This window comes from Thioalkalivibrio versutus (assembly GCF_001020955.1).
GTDB lineage: Bacteria > Pseudomonadota > Gammaproteobacteria > Ectothiorhodospirales > Ectothiorhodospiraceae > Thioalkalivibrio > Thioalkalivibrio versutus.
The window spans coordinates 1,691,541-1,710,071 of record NZ_CP011367.1 but is presented as its reverse complement, the minus strand read 5'-3'; the positions used below and the strand labels follow the sequence as shown (position 1 = coordinate 1,710,071).

18 protein-coding genes are annotated in these 18,531 nt (G+C 65.1%); 14 read left to right on the top strand and 4 right to left on the bottom strand.

The features are described 5' to 3' along the window. Positions 1–66: 66 nt before the first annotated feature. The gene (gene flgA, locus TVD_RS07925) at positions 67–744 is read right to left on the bottom strand and encodes a flagellar basal body P-ring formation chaperone FlgA (protein WP_047251288.1); all 678 of its coding nucleotides are present in this window, start codon (positions 742–744) and stop codon (positions 67–69) included. Positions 745–1,266: 522 nt separating this feature from the next. On the opposite strand from flgA, the gene TVD_RS07920 reads away from it, so the two are divergent. The 14 genes from TVD_RS07920 (at position 1,267) to TVD_RS07855 (ending at position 14,856) form a co-directional block, all read left to right on the top strand. Beyond that, the gene (locus tag TVD_RS07920; RefSeq protein WP_047251287.1) at positions 1,267–2,205 is read left to right on the top strand and encodes a chemotaxis protein CheV; all 939 of its coding nucleotides are present in this window, start codon (positions 1,267–1,269) and stop codon (positions 2,203–2,205) included. A 204-nt stretch (positions 2,206–2,409) separates the two neighbouring features. Beyond that, positions 2,410–3,225, top strand: coding sequence for a CheR family methyltransferase (locus TVD_RS07915; RefSeq protein WP_018145462.1), 816 nt, complete (start codon positions 2,410–2,412; stop codon positions 3,223–3,225). A 216-nt stretch (positions 3,226–3,441) separates the two neighbouring features. Beyond that, positions 3,442–3,849, top strand: a complete 408-nt coding sequence (flgB, locus tag TVD_RS07910) for a flagellar basal body rod protein FlgB (RefSeq protein WP_047251286.1) — start codon at positions 3,442–3,444, stop codon at positions 3,847–3,849. Between the two features lie 27 nt (positions 3,850–3,876). Then, the gene (gene flgC, locus TVD_RS07905; protein WP_047251285.1) at positions 3,877–4,296 is read left to right on the top strand and encodes a flagellar basal body rod protein FlgC; all 420 of its coding nucleotides are present in this window, start codon (positions 3,877–3,879) and stop codon (positions 4,294–4,296) included. A gap of 10 nt (positions 4,297–4,306) precedes the next feature. After that, positions 4,307–4,981, top strand: coding sequence for a flagellar hook assembly protein FlgD (locus TVD_RS07900; RefSeq protein WP_018145465.1), 675 nt, complete (start codon positions 4,307–4,309; stop codon positions 4,979–4,981). A gap of 37 nt (positions 4,982–5,018) precedes the next feature. After that, complete coding sequence (flgE, locus tag TVD_RS07895; RefSeq protein WP_018145466.1) at positions 5,019–6,263, top strand: flagellar hook protein FlgE; 1,245 nt, start codon at positions 5,019–5,021, stop codon at positions 6,261–6,263. 32 nt (positions 6,264–6,295) lie between these two features. Further along, positions 6,296–7,036 carry a flagellar basal-body rod protein FlgF gene (gene flgF, locus TVD_RS07890; RefSeq protein ID WP_018145467.1) on the top strand — a complete coding sequence of 247 codons (741 nt, stop codon included), beginning with the start codon at positions 6,296–6,298 and terminating at the stop codon, positions 7,034–7,036. Positions 7,037–7,081: 45 nt separating this feature from the next. Next, entirely contained in the window at positions 7,082–7,870 is a 789-nt protein-coding gene (gene flgG / locus TVD_RS07885; RefSeq protein ID WP_018145468.1) for a flagellar basal-body rod protein FlgG, read from the top strand. Positions 7,871–7,874: 4 nt separating this feature from the next. Continuing rightward, positions 7,875–8,573, top strand: coding sequence for a flagellar basal body L-ring protein FlgH (flgH, locus tag TVD_RS07880; RefSeq protein ID WP_018145469.1), 699 nt, complete (start codon positions 7,875–7,877; stop codon positions 8,571–8,573). Between the two features lie 27 nt (positions 8,574–8,600). After that, positions 8,601–9,818: a flagellar basal body P-ring protein FlgI gene (locus TVD_RS07875; RefSeq protein ID WP_018938519.1), complete on the top strand. Its 1,218-nt coding sequence runs from the start codon at positions 8,601–8,603 to the stop codon at positions 9,816–9,818. Beyond that, complete coding sequence (flgJ, locus tag TVD_RS07870) at positions 9,818–10,858, top strand: flagellar assembly peptidoglycan hydrolase FlgJ (protein ID WP_047251284.1); 1,041 nt, start codon at positions 9,818–9,820, stop codon at positions 10,856–10,858. Before TVD_RS07875 ends, flgJ begins: the two co-directional genes overlap by 1 nt. A gap of 62 nt (positions 10,859–10,920) precedes the next feature. Next, complete coding sequence (flgK, locus tag TVD_RS07865; protein ID WP_047251283.1) at positions 10,921–12,813, top strand: flagellar hook-associated protein FlgK; 1,893 nt, start codon at positions 10,921–10,923, stop codon at positions 12,811–12,813. 21 nt (positions 12,814–12,834) lie between these two features. Further along, a complete protein-coding gene (gene flgL, locus TVD_RS07860) occupies positions 12,835–14,091 on the top strand; it encodes a flagellar hook-associated protein FlgL (RefSeq protein WP_047251282.1) in 1,257 nt (418 codons plus the stop codon). Positions 14,092–14,166: 75 nt separating this feature from the next. Continuing rightward, positions 14,167–14,856 carry a hypothetical protein gene (locus TVD_RS07855; RefSeq protein WP_047251281.1) on the top strand — a complete coding sequence of 230 codons (690 nt, stop codon included), beginning with the start codon at positions 14,167–14,169 and terminating at the stop codon, positions 14,854–14,856. A gap of 908 nt (positions 14,857–15,764) precedes the next feature. On the opposite strand, the gene TVD_RS07850 is transcribed toward TVD_RS07855, so the two are convergent. The 3 genes from TVD_RS07850 to egtC are packed head-to-tail and all read right to left on the bottom strand — an operon-like array spanning position 15,765 to position 18,515. Next, positions 15,765–16,514, bottom strand: coding sequence for an SIMPL domain-containing protein (locus tag TVD_RS07850; protein ID WP_018169953.1), 750 nt, complete (start codon positions 16,512–16,514; stop codon positions 15,765–15,767). A gap of 12 nt (positions 16,515–16,526) precedes the next feature. Beyond that, complete coding sequence (locus tag TVD_RS07845; protein WP_047251280.1) at positions 16,527–17,717, bottom strand: SUMF1/EgtB/PvdO family nonheme iron enzyme; 1,191 nt, start codon at positions 17,715–17,717, stop codon at positions 16,527–16,529. A gap of 15 nt (positions 17,718–17,732) precedes the next feature. Continuing rightward, complete coding sequence (gene egtC / locus TVD_RS07840) at positions 17,733–18,515, bottom strand: ergothioneine biosynthesis protein EgtC (RefSeq protein ID WP_047251279.1); 783 nt, start codon at positions 18,513–18,515, stop codon at positions 17,733–17,735. Positions 18,516–18,531: the final 16 nt, after the last annotated feature.

The window sequence follows — 18,531 nt, the reverse complement described above, 5'->3', positions numbered from 1 at the left end:
CGGAAAAGTGTAACGGGCTTCACAGTCCGCCTCGAAGATCGTTGGCGTGCCTGGTGGGGCGAGACCTCAAAGCGCTACCCGGATGTGGCCGGAGGCCTGGATTTCGCCTTCGACGACGCGCCCGGAGGATGCGTTCTTGACGCGGATTCGTTCGCCCAGCGTCCCGTTCTCCAGCGCTTCGCCCTGCATGCGGATGGCGATTGAGCCGTTCTCTGCCAGGATGGTAACCCGTTGGCCGCGACTGATGATCTCGCGCGGGCTCACGTGCTGGGTTCCGATGATCTGACCCGGGCGGATGCTGCGCCGGGTCTGTTGGCCGATCAGGGCATTCTTTTCCTCATGATAACTGCCGGCATGGCGCGAGGTCTCGATTCGCTGGAAACGCAGGTCGCCCGCCGAGAGGGTGTGCTGGCGCGGCAGGGTGCGGTTCGCAACCAGCACTTCGGCGTAACGTTCGACCGTCGCCGGCACGTATAACTGCCAGGTCACCGGGCCGGCACACTGGATATGGACAGCGGTGTTGCCGTCACGCCGCCCGCCGGGTGGGAAACGCGCTTCCAGGCCGTCCGTGCAGGGGACGAGGCGCAGACGCTTGTCGAGCTGACCAATCTCGATGGAAACATCCTTCTCGGTATCGGTAACGCCCAGTTCCTGAATCAGGAACTGCTCGGCGGCGAGACGGATGTCGTCAACCGGGTGGACTTCGGCCCGGGCGCTGGTAGACAGCAGTACCAGGGTGAACAAGAGGGTGACTCCGGCAAGGAGACGCGGAATGGCTCGCACGTTTGCGCTCGAGTCGATCACGCTCGCTGGCGAGGCACCGGAGGGCCCGCCTTTTCCTGGAACGAATGAGGCCCCAACGCGAATGAGCGAACGGATCAGCGTCTTCCTGGCAGCGGAAGAAAATTCTGAAATGGGTCGGCGCTGGTTCATGTCGCGGTCCTGTTTGGTCCTGTCCTGCGCAGCCAGTTCGGTGCGGGCGTCGGACTGTGCGCGAATGGCTCGGATTTGGCGGATCTTGCGTCGATGTCGAGCGAGTCGCGAGCGGTTTCAGTACGCAAAAACATGCAGATGTCGTGCCAATGAATGGGCATCCCGCGCCACGCGCACATTCAAGGCCCGTCGCGGGCGGCCGTTATGGCCATGAGGCGGCGTCAGAAGGCGCATGCACGCAAATGCAAATGACAGGCCGGGGTTGCGCGGTGCACACTTGGCCTTTGAGGCCTGTCCGGTGCTAAGAGCAATCGGGGCAAGGAGAGCGGCACGATGAGTCAATTCATTGACGATGTGAATCAGCGAACCCAGTTGGTGGGGCAGAACCGCATGGAGCTTCTGCTGTTCCATCTGGGCGGGTCGCAGACCTTCGGGATCAATGTCTTCAAGGTCCGCGAGGTGATTCCGTCGCCGCCGCTGCGTCAGATTCCCGGCTCCATGAGCGTGGTACGCGGGGTGGCGACGTTGCGTGGCGGTACCGTGCCAATCATTGACCTGGCGCGAGCGATGGGCCTGCGTGGCGCCGTCGGGGCGGTCGACAACGGGGAGCAGAAGGTGGTGGTCACCGAGTTCAATCGTTCGGTGCAGGGCTTCTGGGTGTCGGCCGTGGACCGTATCGTCAACGTGAACTGGCAGGACGTGAAGTCGCCCCCGCGCGGAACCGGGCGCGAATCCTTCCTGGTGGCCGTCACGGAGATCGACAACAAGCTGGTCGAGATTATCGATGTCGAACGGGTGCTCTCCATCGTGAACCCGCTGCCCAGCGAGATATCGCCATCCATCCGCGAGAATGCCCGCGAGGCCAGCGGGCGCAAGGTTGTGATCGTCGATGACTCGGTGGTGGCGCGCAAGCAGATCGAGGGGGCGATCAAGGGGCTCGGTTTCGAATACGATGTCTTCAAGGATGGCCAGGAGGCACTGGACTTCCTTGAGCAGAAGGCCGCGGAAGGGCCGGTAGGCGACCAGGTCGAACTGGTGATCTCGGATATCGAGATGCCACGCATGGACGGCTACACCCTGACCGCGCGCATCCGGGACAATCCCGCGCTGCAGAATTTGCGGGTGCTGCTGCACTCCTCACTGAGTGGGGAATTCAACACGGATATGGTCAAGCGCGCCGGGGCCGATGCCTTTTTGTCCAAGTTCAATCCCGACGAGCTGGCGAATGCGGTGCTGGACCAGACCGGGCGCCCGGATCAGCAGGCCGAATGACCGGTCGGGCGGAACCGCGTTGCCGCTCGGCAAGCCCGGAGCGGCGACGGGTGGCCGCCACTCGGGCTGTATGGTGCCATGCGCGCGACGCCGTATACTCGACCCGATCTTCGGGATCACCCCGGTTTTCCGGCCAAGAGGCCCCGGCCAAGGATTCGTCATCAGGATGCCTAATCACGATGGACAGCGCTCAGGGATGACTTGGTGATCGATTCCCGCGACTACGAGGAGTTCTCCCGCTTCCTGCAGGACTGCTGCGGTCTGGTGCTGGGCGACAGCCGCCAGTACCTGGTTTCCAGTCGTCTGTCGCGGCTGCTCGACGAGTTCGACTTCAAGAGCGTCCCGGAACTGCTGCATGCCATGCGGCAGGCCCCGAATCCGCGCCTGCGCACCCGCGTGATCGATGCGATGACGACCAACGAGACGTCCTGGTTCCGCGATGGCTTTCCGTTCGAGATCCTGCGCCACGTGCTGTTGCCGGAACTGGCCGCGAAGGGAGGCAGCATCAAGGTCTGGTCCGCGGGCTGCTCCAGTGGGCAGGAGGCCTATACGATCTCGATGGTGGTCTCGGAATGGGAGGAGTCGCGGCCGGCCCGGAAGGTACCGGTTTCCATTCTGGGCACGGACCTGTCAGAGAAGATCCTGGACGATGCGCGGCGGGCCGTGTACGACGGCCTGAGCATCGTGCGCGGGCTCAGCGAGAGCCGGCGCGCGCGCTTCTTCGAGACCGTCGCGGATGGCCACAAGGTGATCCCGGATGTGCAGCGTCGCTGTCGCTTTCAGAAGCTCAACCTGATCGACAGCTATGCGGCGCTGGGCAAGTTCGACCTGGTGTTCTGCCGCAACGTGCTGATCTATTTTTCGGGCGACACCAAGCGACAGGTTCTTGACGCTATCGCCCGGCAGATGAATCCGGGCGGGTATCTGTTTCTTGGCGCTTCCGAGACCGCAGGGCCCTATACCCAGGCTTTCGAGACCGTACGAACCGAGTACGGCTCGGTACTTCGTCTGAAGTCCTGACGTAATCCAGCCCCGGGGCTGATTCCCGGGAACGCCCGTGCAATGCGGGCGGCGAGTCGTTCCATCCCTTCCCCTGGCTGCACGCTGTGCCTGCGCCCCTAAGGCACGCCGCTCGAGAATGGCATAACGATTGCTTCAGTTCCCCTGCGAAGGGTCGCAATCGGTGCGCCCCGTTCTCCAAGCGAGGGTCCGCCACGGGCGGACAGGACGGAAGCGATGAGTCTCTCTCTCGACAAGGCGATGGGTATTTCTCCGCAGGCGGTGAATGTGCGGGCGCAGCGCATGGAGCTGTTGGCCTCCAACATCGCCAACGCGGATACCCCGAACTACAAGGCGCGGGATATCGATTTTCGTGCGGTGCTCGAATCCGCGGCCGGCGGCGGCAATAGCTTGCCCATGGCGCGCAGCCAGGCGGCGCATCTCGACCCCAACGCCGGCGTGATGAACGGGCAGGTCGAGGCCCTTTACCGCGTCCCCTCGCAGGCGTCGCTGGATGGCAACACGGTGGACCCGCAGATGGAGCGGGCCGCCTTTGCCGAGAACGCCGTTCAATACCAGAGCAGCCTGGAATTCCTCAATCGCCGGGTCTCCGGCATCCGCGAAGCCCTGCGGGGCGACCGCTAACGCGGACCTGATCGGGAGATCGATGTCGTGAGCAACCTTTTCAGCCTGTTCAATACCTCCGCCTCGGCGCTGTCGGCGCAGTCGGTGCGCCTGAACACCGTGGCCTCGAACCTGGCCAACGCGAACACCGCCGCGACCAACCCCGACGAGGCCTATCGCGCCAAGCAGGTGCTGTTCCAGAGCGTGATGAACCAGGCCAACCCGAACGGTTCGTCGACGGCCGTTCGGGTGGCCGGCGTGACCGAGTCGCAGGCGGCGCCGCATGCGCATTACGAACCCCATCACCCGCAGGCCAACGAGGAGGGCTACATCTTCCGTCCGGCCATCAGCGTGGTGGAGGAGATGGCCAACATGATGTCCGCCTCGCGCAATTACGAAGCCAACGTGGAGGTGATGGAGACCTCGCGTCAGCTGCTCCAGCGCACATTGCAGATCGGTCAAGGCTAGGGAGCCATCGATGACACAGATATCCCCCGAATTGCTGGATCGCCTGGGCCTCTCGCGCCCCGAGCAGAAACAGGACAAGGACATGGACCGCCTGGGCCAGTCCGACTTCCTCAAGCTGATGACGACCCAGCTGGAGAATCAGGACCCGATGGAACCGATGGACAACGGCGACTTCCTGGGCCAGATGGCGCAGTTTTCGACCGTGACCGGCATCGAGGAGCTGTCCAAGTCCTTCCAGCAGCTGGCGCAGTCGCTGGGGCAGAACCAGACGCTGCAGGCCGCCTCACTGGTAGGCAAGGACGTGCTGGTTCCCGTCGAATTCGGCGAGCTGGGTCCGGACGGCATGGTCAAGGGTGCGGTGGACCTGGATCGCTCCACGGAGGAGCTGCAGATCGACGTGTACAGCCCGAACGGCGAGCGCATCCGCCGCATGAACCTTGGGGCCGCCGGCAGCGGACTGCAGGAGTTCAGCTGGAACGGCATGCGCGACGACGGGACCTTCGCACCCCCGGGCGTCTACGAGTTCAAGGCCACGGCCCGCTCCGGGACTCAGTCCGAGGCCGTGGATACCTTCCTGGATGCCCGTGTGGAGAGCGTCGCGGTGGGCAACGATTCCGGGCTGGCACTGACCGTGCAAGGCCTGGGCGAGATCAGCTTTTCGGATGTACGGCGGATTGGCGGCTAACGCCCCGCAACAAGAACCCTGACGGAGGAAACACCCCATGCCCTTCAATATCGGATTGAGCGGACTGAACGCGGCCCAGGCCGACCTGCAGACCACCGGCAACAACGTCTCCAACTCGGGGACCACTGGCTTCAAGCGCTCGCGGGCGGAATTCGGTGACGTGTTTGCCCAGAGCTTCGGTGGCATTAGCCAGACGGCCATCGGCTCCGGCACACGCCTGCAGGCGGTGACCCAGCAGTTCTCGCAGGGCCGGACCGAGTTCACCGAGAACGGCCTGGACCTGGCCATCAACGGCGAGGGCTTCTTCGTCCTGAACGACCAGGGCAGCACGGTGTACAGCCGGGCGGGAGCCTTCCAGGTCGATCGCGACGGCTACCTGGTGAACAACCAGGGGCTACGTCTGCGTGGCTATGACGAGGCTGGTGGGACCAATCTCGGAGATCTGCGTCTGCAAACCGATACGGCCGCTCCCCAGGCCACCTCAAACCTTGAGGCACTGATTAACTTGCGTTCGGATGCGGCGACATTGAGTGACGATCCGGACGATTTCGTTCTCGATGACCCGGAGACCTACAACTTCTCCACCTCGCTCACCATGTATGACTCCCTAGGTATTGCGCGGGACGCCAACCTCTACTTCGTGAAGACTGCCCAGAACGAGTGGAATGCCCATGTTGCGGTGCGGCGAGACGATGGAAACTTGGAGGAGCTCGCTAACTATGGGGGTGGTGATTCAGGGCCGTTGGGTCTGGAGTTCGATGTCAATGGCCAGCTGGTGGGTGTAGATCCGCCCGCGGAAGGCCTCACCGTCCCGGGCGGTAGCTTGGACGGCGCGGATGACTTGGTCTTCGATATCAACTTCGACGGGACCACGCAGTTCGGTGGTGATTTCTCGGTGAACGACCTGAATCAGGACGGTTTCGCCTCCGGCCAGCTGACCGGCATCGATATCGACCAGACCGGTGTAGTGTTCGCGCGCTTCACCAATGGTCAGTCCTCGGTTCTCGGCCAGCTGGCGCTGGCGAATTTCCCCAACCCGCAGGGTCTGGAACAGCTAGGTGACAACAACTGGGCCGAAACCTTCGCGGCGGGTGACGTGCGACTGGATCGTCCAGGGTCGAGCAACCTAGGTTCCGTACAGGCCGGTGCACTTGAGGCCTCCAACGTGGATATCGCGCAGGAGCTGGTGAATCTGATCACTGCGCAGCGCAACTTCCAGGCGAATGCGCAGACCATCTCGACGGCCGATCAGGTCACCCAGACGATCATCAACATCCGTTAAGTCGCGGATGAGACGCTGAAGAGGGCTTGAGCATGGATCGATTTCTGTACATCGCGATGTCCGGTGCGAAGGAGACGATGCACGCACAGGCCATCAATAACCACAACCTGGCCAACGCCAATACCGACGGCTTCCGCCAGGCCCTGGCTACGGCGGACACCTTGCCGGTGCGCGGGCCGGGCCATGCCTCGCGTGATTACACCCAGATCGGCAACGATGCGGTGGATTTCAGCAAGGGCAAGATGCAGAGCACCGGGCGCGATATGGACATCGCCATCGAGGGCGAAGGCTTTATCGCGGTCCAGGGCCCGGACGGGGAGGAAGGCTACACCCGCGCCGGCTCGCTGCATGTGGATGCCTTTGGGCTGCTGCGCACCGCGCAGGGTCACCAGGTACTGGGGGATGGCGGCCCGATTGCCATCCCGCCGGCGGAGCAGATCGAGATCGGCACCGACGGCACCATCAGCGTGCGCCCCCTGGGAGTGGGCCCGGAGGCCCTGGCGGCGGTGGAACGCATCCGCCTGGTCAACCCGGACACCGACGAGCTCCAGCGTGGGGATGATGGCCTGTTCCGCCTGGCGGAAGGGGGCGAGGCGCCGGCGGATGCCGAGGTGCGCGTGGTCTCCGGGATGCTGGAGGGCAGCAACGTGAACACGGTGGAGGCGCTGACCCGGATGATCGAGTTGTCCCGCCACTTCGAGATGCAAGTGAAGATGATGGACAGCGCCAACACGCTGGAACAAAGCAGCAACCGCCTGCTGGGCCTCGGGTAATTTCCCGGGACTCGCGCGGCACTTGAGAGAAAACAGGAGAACACCATGAACCAGGCACTGTGGATCGCCAAGACCGGCCTCGACGCGCAGCACACGCGCATGTCGACGGTCTCGAACAACCTGGCCAACGTGAACACCACCGGCTTCAAGAAGGACCGGGCGGTGTTCGAGGATCTGATCTATCAGACCGTGCGCCAGCCAGGCGCCCAGGCCACTCAGGATCAGCAGCTGCCCTCGGGCCTGCAGATCGGTACCGGGGTGCGCGCCGTCTCCACCGAGAAGATGTTCCAGCAGGGCAACCTGCAGCAGACGGACAATTCGCTGGACATGGCCATCGAGGGCCGCGGGTTCTTCCAGATCCTGCTGCCGGACGGAAATGTGGGTTACACCCGGGACGGCAGCTTCCAGTTGAATTCGGATGGCCAGGTCGTGATGTCCAATGGCTACCCGCTGCAGCCGGGTCTGTTTGTGCCGGAGGACACCCAGTCCCTCTCGATCGGCAAGGACGGCACGGTGACCGCGCAGATCCCGGGGCAGGCCGCACCGGTGGAGCTGGGCAATATCCAGCTGGCGGACTTCGTGAACCCGGCCGGTCTGCAGGCGGTGGGTGAGAACCTGTTCCGCGAGTCTGCGGCCTCGGGCGTGGCGCAGCAGTCCCTGCCGGGCCTGAACGGCACCGGCACCGTGGTGCAGGGCTCGCTGGAGACCTCGAACGTGAACATTGCCGAGGAGCTGGTGAACATGATCGAGACCCAGCGCGCCTACGAGGTCAACTCCAAGGCGATCTCCGCGGCCGACCAGTCGCTGCAGTTCGTTAACCAGACGATCGGGTGATCTGATGACGCGCCTCGGAACCGTTCTCCGCCTGGCCCTGGCCGTGACCGCCGCATTGTTGCTGTCCGCCTGCGCCGCCACTCAGACGACCAAGCCGGACGACAACCCGGAGTACCAGCCGGTGATGCCGGCGCAGCCGGTCCCGCAGTCGCAGAACAATGGCGGCATCTACCAGGCCGCCCACTCCCAGGGGCTGTTCGAGGACTACAAGGCGCGCAATGTCGGCGACATCCTGACGGTCATCCTGGCGGAGAGCACCAACGCGCAGAAGTCGGCGTCGACTTCCACCGGCAAGGATTCCAACCTGGAGCTGGGCAATCTCTCGGCCTTCGGCCGCGATGCCACGTTCAACGGTCGCCCGTTGTTTGGGGCGAGCAACTCGAGTTCGCGGGACTTCGACGGGTCCGGGGACTCCTCGCAGAGCAACCAGCTCGACGGCGAGATCACCGTGACCGTGGCCGAGGTACTCGCGAACGGCAACCTGGTCGTGCAGGGCGAGAAATGGCTGGGCATCAACCAGGGCGAGGAGTACGTGCGCTTTCGCGGCATCGTGCGCCCAGTGGATGTGACTACCAACAACACCGTGCTTTCCACCCAGGTGGCCAATGCCCGCGTGTACTACGGCGGTTCCGGCGTACTGGCGGACAGCAACACACCCGGGTGGATCACGCGCTTCTTCAACAGCCCGATCTGGCCCTTCTGACCCGGCATGACCGTGGCGAGGTACGACATGGATTCCACACGCACGACACAACGCGCCTCAGGCTTACCGGCTGCGCCGTTCGGCGACTGGCGCCGGCTGGGGCTACTGCTCCTGGCGGCGCTGCTGGTGGCGGGGCTCGGGAGTGCCGCGGTCTCGGCGCAGACCGCGATGCAGCAGCAGGTGGCCATGCAGGAGCGCAGCTATATGGAGCGGGTCAAGGATGTGGCCAGTGTCTCCGGCGTGCGGGATAACCAGCTGATCGGTTATGGCCTGGTGGTCGGCCTCGATGGTACCGGGGACCAGACCACCCAGACCCCGTTCACCGTGCAGAGCCTGAACAACATGCTGGGCCAGCTGGGGCTGACGCCGGATGCGGGCAACCCGCAGCTGCGCAACGTGGCCGCGGTGATGGTCACGGCTGAACTGCCACCGTTCGCCAAGGCGGGTCAGCGGATCGATATCACCGTGTCGTCCATGGGCAACGCGACCAGCCTGCGCGGCGGCACGCTGCTGATGACACCGCTCAAGGGGGCGGATGGTCAGACCTACAGCATCGCCCAGGGCAATCTGATCGTGGGCGGTTTCGGTGCCGAGGGCACCGATGGCTCGCGCATCACCGTGAACGTGCCCAGCGTCGGCCGTATCCCCAACGGCGCAACCGTGGAGCGCGAGGTCCCAACCGCGTTCGCCCAGGGCGATCACGTCACCTTGAACCTCAACCGACCGGATTTCACCACCGCCAATCGCCTGGTGCAGACGGTGAACGATACCTTCGGCCATGGCGTGGCCCATGCCCTCGACGGCTCGTCCGTGCGGGTGCGGGCGCCGGCGAACCCGGATCACCGGGTCGGTTTCGTGGCCGAGCTGGAGAACCTGCCGATCGAACGCGGCACACCGCCAGCGCGCGTGATCGTGAACTCGCGCACCGGGACCGTCGTGATCGGCTCCAGTGTGCAGGTGACGCCTGCGGCCGTCTCCCACGGCAGCCTGACCGTCACCATCAGCGAGGCCCCGCAAGTGGTCCAGCCTGCGCCCTTTGGCGAGGGCGAGACCGCCATCCAGCCGGATACCGACATCGCGATCGAGGAGGGCGACAACACCATGTTCCTGTTCGACCCGGGCACCTCGCTGGACGAGATTGTCCGCGCCGTGAACAACGTGGGCGCGGCCCCGGGCGATCTGGTCGCGATCCTGGAGGCCCTGCGCGAGGCCGGTGCCCTGCGCGCGGAGCTGGTGGTCATCTGATGATCGGCTCGGGCGTCGATACCCAGATGCAGGCCCGCGCGGCCATGGCCTCGGACCCCAGTGGTCTGCAGGACCTGGCCCGGGGCGCGCGTTCGGGCGATCAGAAGGGTCTGGAGGCCGTGGCCCGCGAGTTCGAGGCCATGCTGATCGGCCAGATGCTCAAGCAGATGCGTGAGGCCTCTCTGGGCGACGGCCTGTTCGACAACGACCAGAGCGAGATGTACCTGGAGATGCAGGACCAGGAGTTCGCCAAGGCCATGAGCCAGGGTGACGGCATCGGCCTGCGTGATGCCCTGATGCGCCAGCTCTCCGCCCAGCAGCCTGTCGATCCCGAGACACTGAATGATCCGGATCGCCAGGCGGCTCTGGAAATGCCGCGTCGACGGTCGGAGCTGGATACCCTGCGGGCGTTGCAGGGCGAGGCGGAATTCGAGTTGCGCCCGGTGGGCCCGCAACGCCCGGAAGCTGTGTCGCCGGAGGCGGCTCGCAAGGCGGCGCCGCAACCGGCCCCCATCGCCTGGCCGCCGCGGGATGCCGCGGACTTTGTGCAGACCCTGGAACCCCTGGCGCGGGAGGCCGCGGCGGAGCTGGGCGTCGAGCCCGGCATCCTGCTGGCGCAGAGCGCGCTGGAGACCGGCTGGGGGCAGCACGTGCCGTCGCGGGCCGACGGCCAGCCGAGTTTCAACCTGTTCGGGATCAAGGCCGACAGCCGCTGGGATGGCGATCGCGTCTCCGTGGGCACGCTGGAGTTCCGCGAGGGCGTCGCCCAGCGCGAACAGGCCCGCTTCCGGGCCTATGCCGATCCGTCCGAGTCGTTCTCCGATTACGTCGATTTCATTCGCAACAATCCGCGTTACCACCGGGCCCTGCAGGCCGGCGATGACGCGCAGTACATCCGCGAGCTGCAGGACGCCGGCTATGCCACCGACCCGGCTTACGCGGACAAGGTCCTGCGGGTGCGCGACCAGATGGCCGCGCATCGTGACAGTGGATCGACTCAAGTCGCGGCGGATGCCGCCGTTACCCGTACCAAGGGGTAGAGCATGAAGAAGAAATGGCCCAGTCCGGTGATTGAACAGGCGTTGTCGCGGGAGGCACGGGCATGAGCGCGTCCGGCATCGGCACCTCCGCGCTGCTGGCGTTCCAGCGCGCGATCGGCACCACCAGCAACAACATCGCGAACTCGGCCACCGAAGGCTACAGCCGCCAGCGCACCGAGCTGTCCAACCTGACGCCGCAGTTCCTGGGGGGCAGCTTCCAGGGCCAGGGCGTGCAGGTGGACACGATCCGCCGTATCTCCGACGACTTCGTGAATACCCAGCTGCGCAACTCGATCTCCGATCAGTCGAACGCCGAGCTGAAGGCCTCGCTGGCCGGGCGCATCGACGACCTGCTGGGCAGCTCCAGTTCCGGGCTGACGCCGGTGCTGCAGGACTTCTTCGGCGCCGGCCAGGATCTGGCCAACGACCCCACCTCCAGCGCCGCGCGCACGGTCTTCCTGACCGAGGCGGAATCGTTGGCCGAGCGCTTCGCCTCGATCGACCGGCGCATCGAGGAGCAGCGCGACATCATCAACGGCCAGATCCGTACCAACGTCGACGAGATCAACTCGCTGACCGAGGCGGTCGCGGGGCTCAACCGCGAGATCGTGTCCAAGTCCACCCAAGGCACCCCGAACGATCTGCTGGACCAGCGCGACCGCGTGCTGAACCAGCTGGCGGAGAAAGTGAACGTCCGCATCACCGAGCAGGACGACGGCGCGGTCAATGTGTTCGTCGGCAACGGCCAGGCGCTGGTGCTGGGCGGTAACAACCGCGAACTGGTCGCCCAGTCGCTGACCGGGGATCCGCGTTCGCCGGATATCGGACTGGCCACCAGCGGCGATCCGGTCAACATCTCCCGCTTCATCCAGGGCGGCGAGCTGGGTGCACTGCTGGAGACCCGGACCGGGATCATCGACGAGGCCCAGAACACCCTGGGTCGGCTCGCGATCAGCATCGGGGCGGAGTACAACCAGCAGAACAACCTGGGGCTGGATCTGGGCGGCCAGCAAGGGGGCGATATCTTCGGGATCGGCGATCCGTCGGTACGTGGAGTCCCTGGCAATAATTCAGAGGATGTCCCGGATGTTGAGTTTGGCGATGTGCGGGACCTGACCACGTCCGATTACCGTCTGAGTTTCGATGGAGCGGAATACCAGCTCACACGCCTGTCGGATGGCGAGACCACAACGCTGGACTTCAACGGCGGAACAGTGGCAGAGCCTGTCGATGGGCTGGTTATCGATGTCGATGATCTCGGGGCGGAGGAAGGTGACCAATGGCTGATTCAGCCGACACGCTACGGGTCGCGCGATCTGTCGGTGGAGATGACCGACCCTGGCAGGATCGCCGCGGCCGGTCCATCTCTGCAGGCCTCAGCCGATGAGAACAACACCGGCATGGCGACCGTTGATGGGGTGGAGATCACCGAGGAAGGCTTTGATCCGGGGGTGTTGGAGAATCCGGTAACCGTCAACGTGGTGGATAACGGCGGCCTCTCTTATGAGGTGAATGGATCCGAGTTTGCGGTTGATCCAGCCGGTACCGAGATCGAACTGGATGGGTGGACCCTGACGCTAAGTGGGAACCCAGATGCAGGTGACTCTTTCGTTGTCGAATTGGATCGCGATCGTCCGGGTGATAACCGCAATATGCTTGCGATGAATGACCTGTCGGACGAGCGGCTGGTGGGTGGTGACCGGACCTTCGGGGATGGCTACAACAGCCTGCTGGCGAACGTCGGCACGCGCACCCGCCAGGCCCAGGTCGCGCAGGAATCGGCCGATGCGCAGCTGGAGCAGGCCCGGGCGCAGCGCGAGGCGGTGTCCGGCGTCAATCTGGACGAAGAGGCGGCGGACCTGATCCGCTATCAGCAAGCCTATCAGGCGGCGGCCCAGGTCATCTCGGTCAGCAATTCGCTGTTCGATACATTGCTCGGCGCGGTCCGCCGCTAGCGCCCACCGGGAGACACGAGCATGCGCATTTCGACCACCCAGATTTTCCAGACCGGGATCGACCAGATCCAGCGCGGCCAGACCGAGCTCAACCGGACCTCGCTGCAGATGGGACGGGGCGAGCGCATCCTGTCGCCGTCCGATGACCCGAGCGGTGCGACCCAGGTCAATCAGTTCGAACGCATCATCCAGGCCACCAAACAGTACCAGCGCAACATCGACAACACCCAGCCGCGCCTGCAGCAGGAGGAATCGGCCCTGCAAAGCGGAACCGACCTGCTGCAGCGCGCGCGCGAACTGGTCGTGGCCGGGAACAACGACAGCCAGACCAACGAGACCCGTAGCTACCTCGCCGGCGAGCTGCGCCAGCTGCGCGAAGGGATGTTCGACATCGCCAACACCAAGGACCCGAACGGCGAATATCTCTTTGCCGGAACCAAGTCGTTGCAGCAGCCCTTCCAGCAGGACGGCAGTGGTGCGGTGCGTTACGAAGGGGCCGAGGGAACCGGGAGTGTGCGCGAGGTGGCAATCTCGGCCAACCGGAAGATCCCGGTGGGCGACACGGGCGCGCGCGTGTTCATGGATATCCCCGAGAATGACGGGCGTGTCGGGGCCGAAGTGGTTAATCGCGAGCCGGGCAGTAGCCTTGTTGTGGAGCAAACCGGTGTAAGCGACGTTGGTGGACTGGATGAGCGCGACTACACGATTGAATTCTCCGAAGACGCCGACGGGAACGTCCAGTTTTCCATCACCTATGTAGATGAGAATGAAGATACCCAGTTCGCCGAAGATAATTCCGGGAATTCGATGGAAGATCGGCCTTTTGTGGCCGGTGAGGCGGTCCTTTTTGAGGGGCGGAGTATCACCCTGAGTGGCACACCCCATGCTGGGGATCAGGTCTTGTCCCGCGCCGCCGAAAACAAGAATGTGTTCGAGACGCTGGACGCGATCATCGCGGCGCTGGAAGAGGGCGGCGCCAGTGGCACCAGCCGGGCCAACCTGGCCACCGCGACCAACACGGCCCTGGCCGACCTGGACACCGTGCTGGGCAACTTCAGCGACATCCGCGCCGAGGTGGGGTCGCGCCTGAAGACCTTTGATCAGCAAAAGGATCTGAACGAGGACCGGCTGGTGGACCTGAACAGTGCGGTCTCCGAGATTCGCGACCTGGACTACGCCGAGGCGATTAGCCGCTTCAACCAGCAGCAGGTGGCCCTGCAGGCCGCGCAGCAGACCTATACCCAGGTGAACCGCCTGTCGCTGTTTGACTTCCTCTGATCAATCCCCCGTCGGGCGGATCATGGTCGTGCCTTTGTGCGACCATGTCGCCATTGTGATCTGCGAGAGTCCGGCATGGCCAAGAACAACGAACCCTCCGCGCCCATCCAGTACCGTTCCACTGGGCGTCCCCCGCGTTACCTGATTGTCCTGCTGATCCTGGCTGCGTTGTGGGCCGGTTTCTGGGGTGTGATCCACCTGCAGTCGGGCGAGCCCGAGGCGGTGACGCTGGATGTCGAGGAGCAGGCCGAGCTGGAGGCCAAATTGCAGGCGCTGGGGCCGCGCGATGCCGAGCCCCGCCCGGATCAGGCACCCGCCGACCCCATCATCGACCTCGATGCCGAGGCCGAGCCGCTGGTCCCGGAACTCTACGAGGAACGCGCCGAGGCGCGCAGCGTGCGCTTCAGCGAGCGCGAACTGAATGCCCTGATCGCCCAGGACCCGGACCTGGCCGGACGCGTGGCGATGCGTCTTACGCCGGGGCAGGTCAGCACTCGGGTGCGCATCGATGTTCCGGCGGATATCCCGCTGCTGGGAGGTCGTGTCCTGAATGTACGCTCGGGGGTGCGCTTCGAGACCGAAGATGGGCGGGTGCATGCGCGCCTGGTCGGCGTGAGCGTCGCCGGAATCCCGCTGCCGGATGCCTGGCTGGGCGGGCTGAAGGACGAAGACCTGCTGGCGCTGGAGCCCTTCCAGCAACTGCGCGCGGGCATCGAGTCCATCGAGGTCCGCGACGGCGAACTGGTGCTGGAACTCGCCCGCTAAAGCCGCTCGAGTCCGTCTGCGAATCACACCGTTTCCCGCACGCGTTCATCTTTCCGTCAGTGCCTCTACTAGGCGCGGAGGAGCGCGGGGCGGTTGCGGTGCCCCTGATGCGTTTCGATCCTCAGGGAGACGCAACGCATAAACGGCGATGGCATGGAGTCCCAAGCCCATCGGCCGCCCGGATCCTCACCGTGAGCCCGTCATCCCGGAAACCGCGCAGCGGTTATCCGGGGTCTCCATCGTTGGAGGTGGCACAGATGTCGGGGTGTTTGTGCGCGGGGAGATCCCGGCTCTTCGCTGCGCTACGGCCGGGATGACGGGGAGGGGAGCGCTACGGCCGGGATGACGAGGAGGGGGGCGCTGCGGCCGGGATGATGGGAAAGCAGGGTCCCGCCGGGATAACGGCCGGGAGATTGGGGCTGGATGGATGCACCCACGTTCGGAATGACCGTCTAACGCTCGGAATGACCACCCAACCCCCGTCATCCCGGAAACCGCGTAACGGTTATCCGGGATCTCCATCGTTGGAGGTGGCACAGATGTCCGGGTGTTCGTGCGTGAGGAGATCCCGGCTCTTCGCTTCGCTCCGGCCGGGATGACGGGGAGGGGAGCGCTACGGCCGGGATGACGAGAATGGGAGCGCTGTGGCCGGGATGAGGATTGGGGGCTGTTTGCTGCGGGCGTCGGCTTGGGCTGCGTACGGCCTTGAGGCGCCCGTTGGTAGCCCGCCGAGGGGCGGTTTACGGACTCTACATATCCGAGGGCTATCCCTGATCATGAACGACGTAGGGTGCCAATGAGCGCAGCGAATTGCACCGATCGTGGCGCGGGGCGCTCGGGGACCGGGGCCTGCATGGGAACGGTGCGGTTCGGCTGGCACCTCACAGCACCCTACGGTGAGGTAGGTGCTAACGCGGGGTGACGCGCAGGGTCTCGGCGCCCAGGGCCTGCAGGCGTCCACGTACGCTGAGGGTCAGGGTGGAATGCCCGGCCTCCAGCGACGGCTGGCTGGCTGACTCGTCCATGGCGCGCATGGCCATCATGGGCTGTGGCCGATCGTAGTGATCGTCCGGCAATTCCACTTCCAGTGTGCGCAGGTGCGTGGCCCCCAGCGAGCGGGCGATGACGCGCGCTTGTTCCTTCAGGTCTTCCATCGCCTCTTCGATCATCGCCTCGCGATGTTCCTGGCGCGCCTCGGGGCTGAGGGAGAATCGGATCTGGCTGACGTTGAGGTCCCGCTGCTGGAGCGCGCCGACCAGTTCGGTCAACCGATCGAAATCAGCTCCGGTCAGTTCCAGGTTCTGCTGGACCAGCCAGGCATTGATGCGGCTGCGGTCGTCGGAGTCGTGAATGGCGCGGGTGGAATAGCCGATGGTGCGGGCGTCAATCCCATCCTGTTCGCCGGCGCGTTCCAGTGCGGCCTGCATGTTGCGGTTGACGGTGGCAGCGGCCGTGGCGGCCTCCGGGGCGCGGGCCTCAGTCGTCATCAGCACGGTCATGTGGTCGTTGGCGACCTGGCGCTCGGCCTTGCCGGTCAGGGCCAGCGTGGTTCCGCCGTCGCTTGCGATGGCCGTAGCCGGAAACGCCAGGACCAGGGCGGCGAGCCCGGCGACGAGCCAGGACGGGCGGGACGCGAGGGGGGTGTTCTTCGGTGGCATGTTCATGAACCTCTACAGATTGCGCGCAAGCCGGAGGCCGGCGAACACGTGACGTTTTTCGGGGGTGAAGAAGTTGCGCATTGTAGAGCGCGTGAGCAATGGATCGCTCCAGGCGCTTCCGCCGCGTAGAACGTAGTGTTCGCCGTCGAACCAGGGCAGGGAGTATTCCTTGTACGGAAAGGGCTGGAAGCCCGGGTAGGGCTGAAAGGTGTTGCCGCACCATTCCCATACCTGGCCCGTGGCGCGCAACCGCCCGGCCTGGGCGGCGTGTTCCCATTCGTGTTCGTGGGGGAGGCGGGCACCCACCCAGCGGGCGTAGGCCGAGGCCTCGAACCAGGAGAGTCCGACGGCGGGTGCATGCGGATCGAGTGCCTGGGTGCCGTGGGGGAGGGTTTGTACCCGGGTCCCGTCGGGTAGCTTCCACCATCCCAGAGGTGCCGCGATGCCTGTTTGTTCCAGCCAGGTTCGACCCGGCGGGTCCCAGTGGGGGCCCGGGCGGTAGCCTCCGGCCTCGATAAACGCGGCGATCTCGGCATTGGAGACCGGATGGGAGCGGATCGTGTGGGGCGCGAGCCGGACCGGGTGGAGGCCCCGCTCGTTGTCGAAGGCGGTCGCCGCGTCGCTACCGCTGACATGTTCGCCGCCCGGGCACTCGATCCAGTCGCCGCCGGCCGCCAGTGCGGGTTTTGGCTCCTGCGTTCGGGGTGGGGCGGGGCGATGCAGGCGGGCGAACCAGCGCACCTGCTCCAGGCTTTCCAGGTGCATGGCGTGGTGCTGCGCGAGAAAACCGGTCAGGTAGTCCCGCTCGAGCAGGGGATGGCGCCGCACCGCCGGATGGTTGTGCAACAAGTCCAGGTGATGTTGCTGGCTGGCCTGGCCCCATTCCAGCAGGGATGCGCGCGTCGGGAGTCTTCCGCCGCGGCGCCACTTCGGGCTCTGTTCCGGGAAGTAGAGATCGTGCCAGTCGCGCCGGTCGGGCGGAGGTTCACCCAGGATGCGTTCGTGTAGCCATACCGCCTCGATGAAATGGCAATGGGCGTAGTGCCACCCGATGGGACTCAGGTCCGGGTGATACTGATTGCGCCATTCGTTCCCCGGTGTCGACTCCAGTGCCGTGTTCAGGCGGTCGTGCTGGGTCGCCAGGCAGTCCAGGAGGTCGGATGGGTGCGGGCTTGCACTTGGCTGCGGATGGGCGGCATTCATATCCGGTGGAGCGTGTTACAGCGCCAGGAGTTCCGGCGGTTCGTCGGGATCGAGGATCAAAAGATGGCCGGGCGGGACCGGGCGCCAGCGTTCGCGGTCGGTGAGGGGTTCGGAGGCCACGACCACGCTGTCGTTGGGGAACGTCTCGTCATCGGTGGTGTAGTAGAGGCTGGGACAGGGCGCATTGACCGCATGGCGGCTGGCGATGATGCGGCGGCCGTCGGACAGGATCACGTTCAGCAGGGCGGTGTCGGCCCCCAGCCAGGTCTCCACGGTGGAGAACGCCTCGCCGAGGGCGCCCTCCAGCGTCGCGTTGTCGTCATCGGCCAGGTATTGCCGGACCAGGGCGAAGAGGTATTCGGAATCGGTGGTTCCCTCGATGCTCGATTCGACCTCCTGGCTGAGGATGTTCTGGATCTGGCGCCGGATGTCGGGACGGAAGCGGCTGATCAGGCCGTTGTGGCTGTACAGCAGGCCGTCGCGGGCGAATGGCTGGGCGTTGACGGTGTCGCCGCCGAAGCCGGGGGTTGCGCTGCGGATGGCGGCAACCCACAGGGGCTGGGTCATGTCGCTGGCCAGATCCACCAGGTTGGGATCCTGCCAGAGCGGATCGGCGCGCCGGTAGTGGCGCGCAACGCCCCCCTCGCCAAACCACCCGAAGCCGAAGCCGTCGGCGTTGACGCGGGCATACACCAGCTCCTGCGGGGCCATGGCTTGCTCGATCAGGTTGTGTGGCGGATCCAGGATCAGGCTGCGTAGCGTGATCGGAGGACCCAGATAGGCGAGGTGTCGGCACATGGCTAGGGTCAGTTGG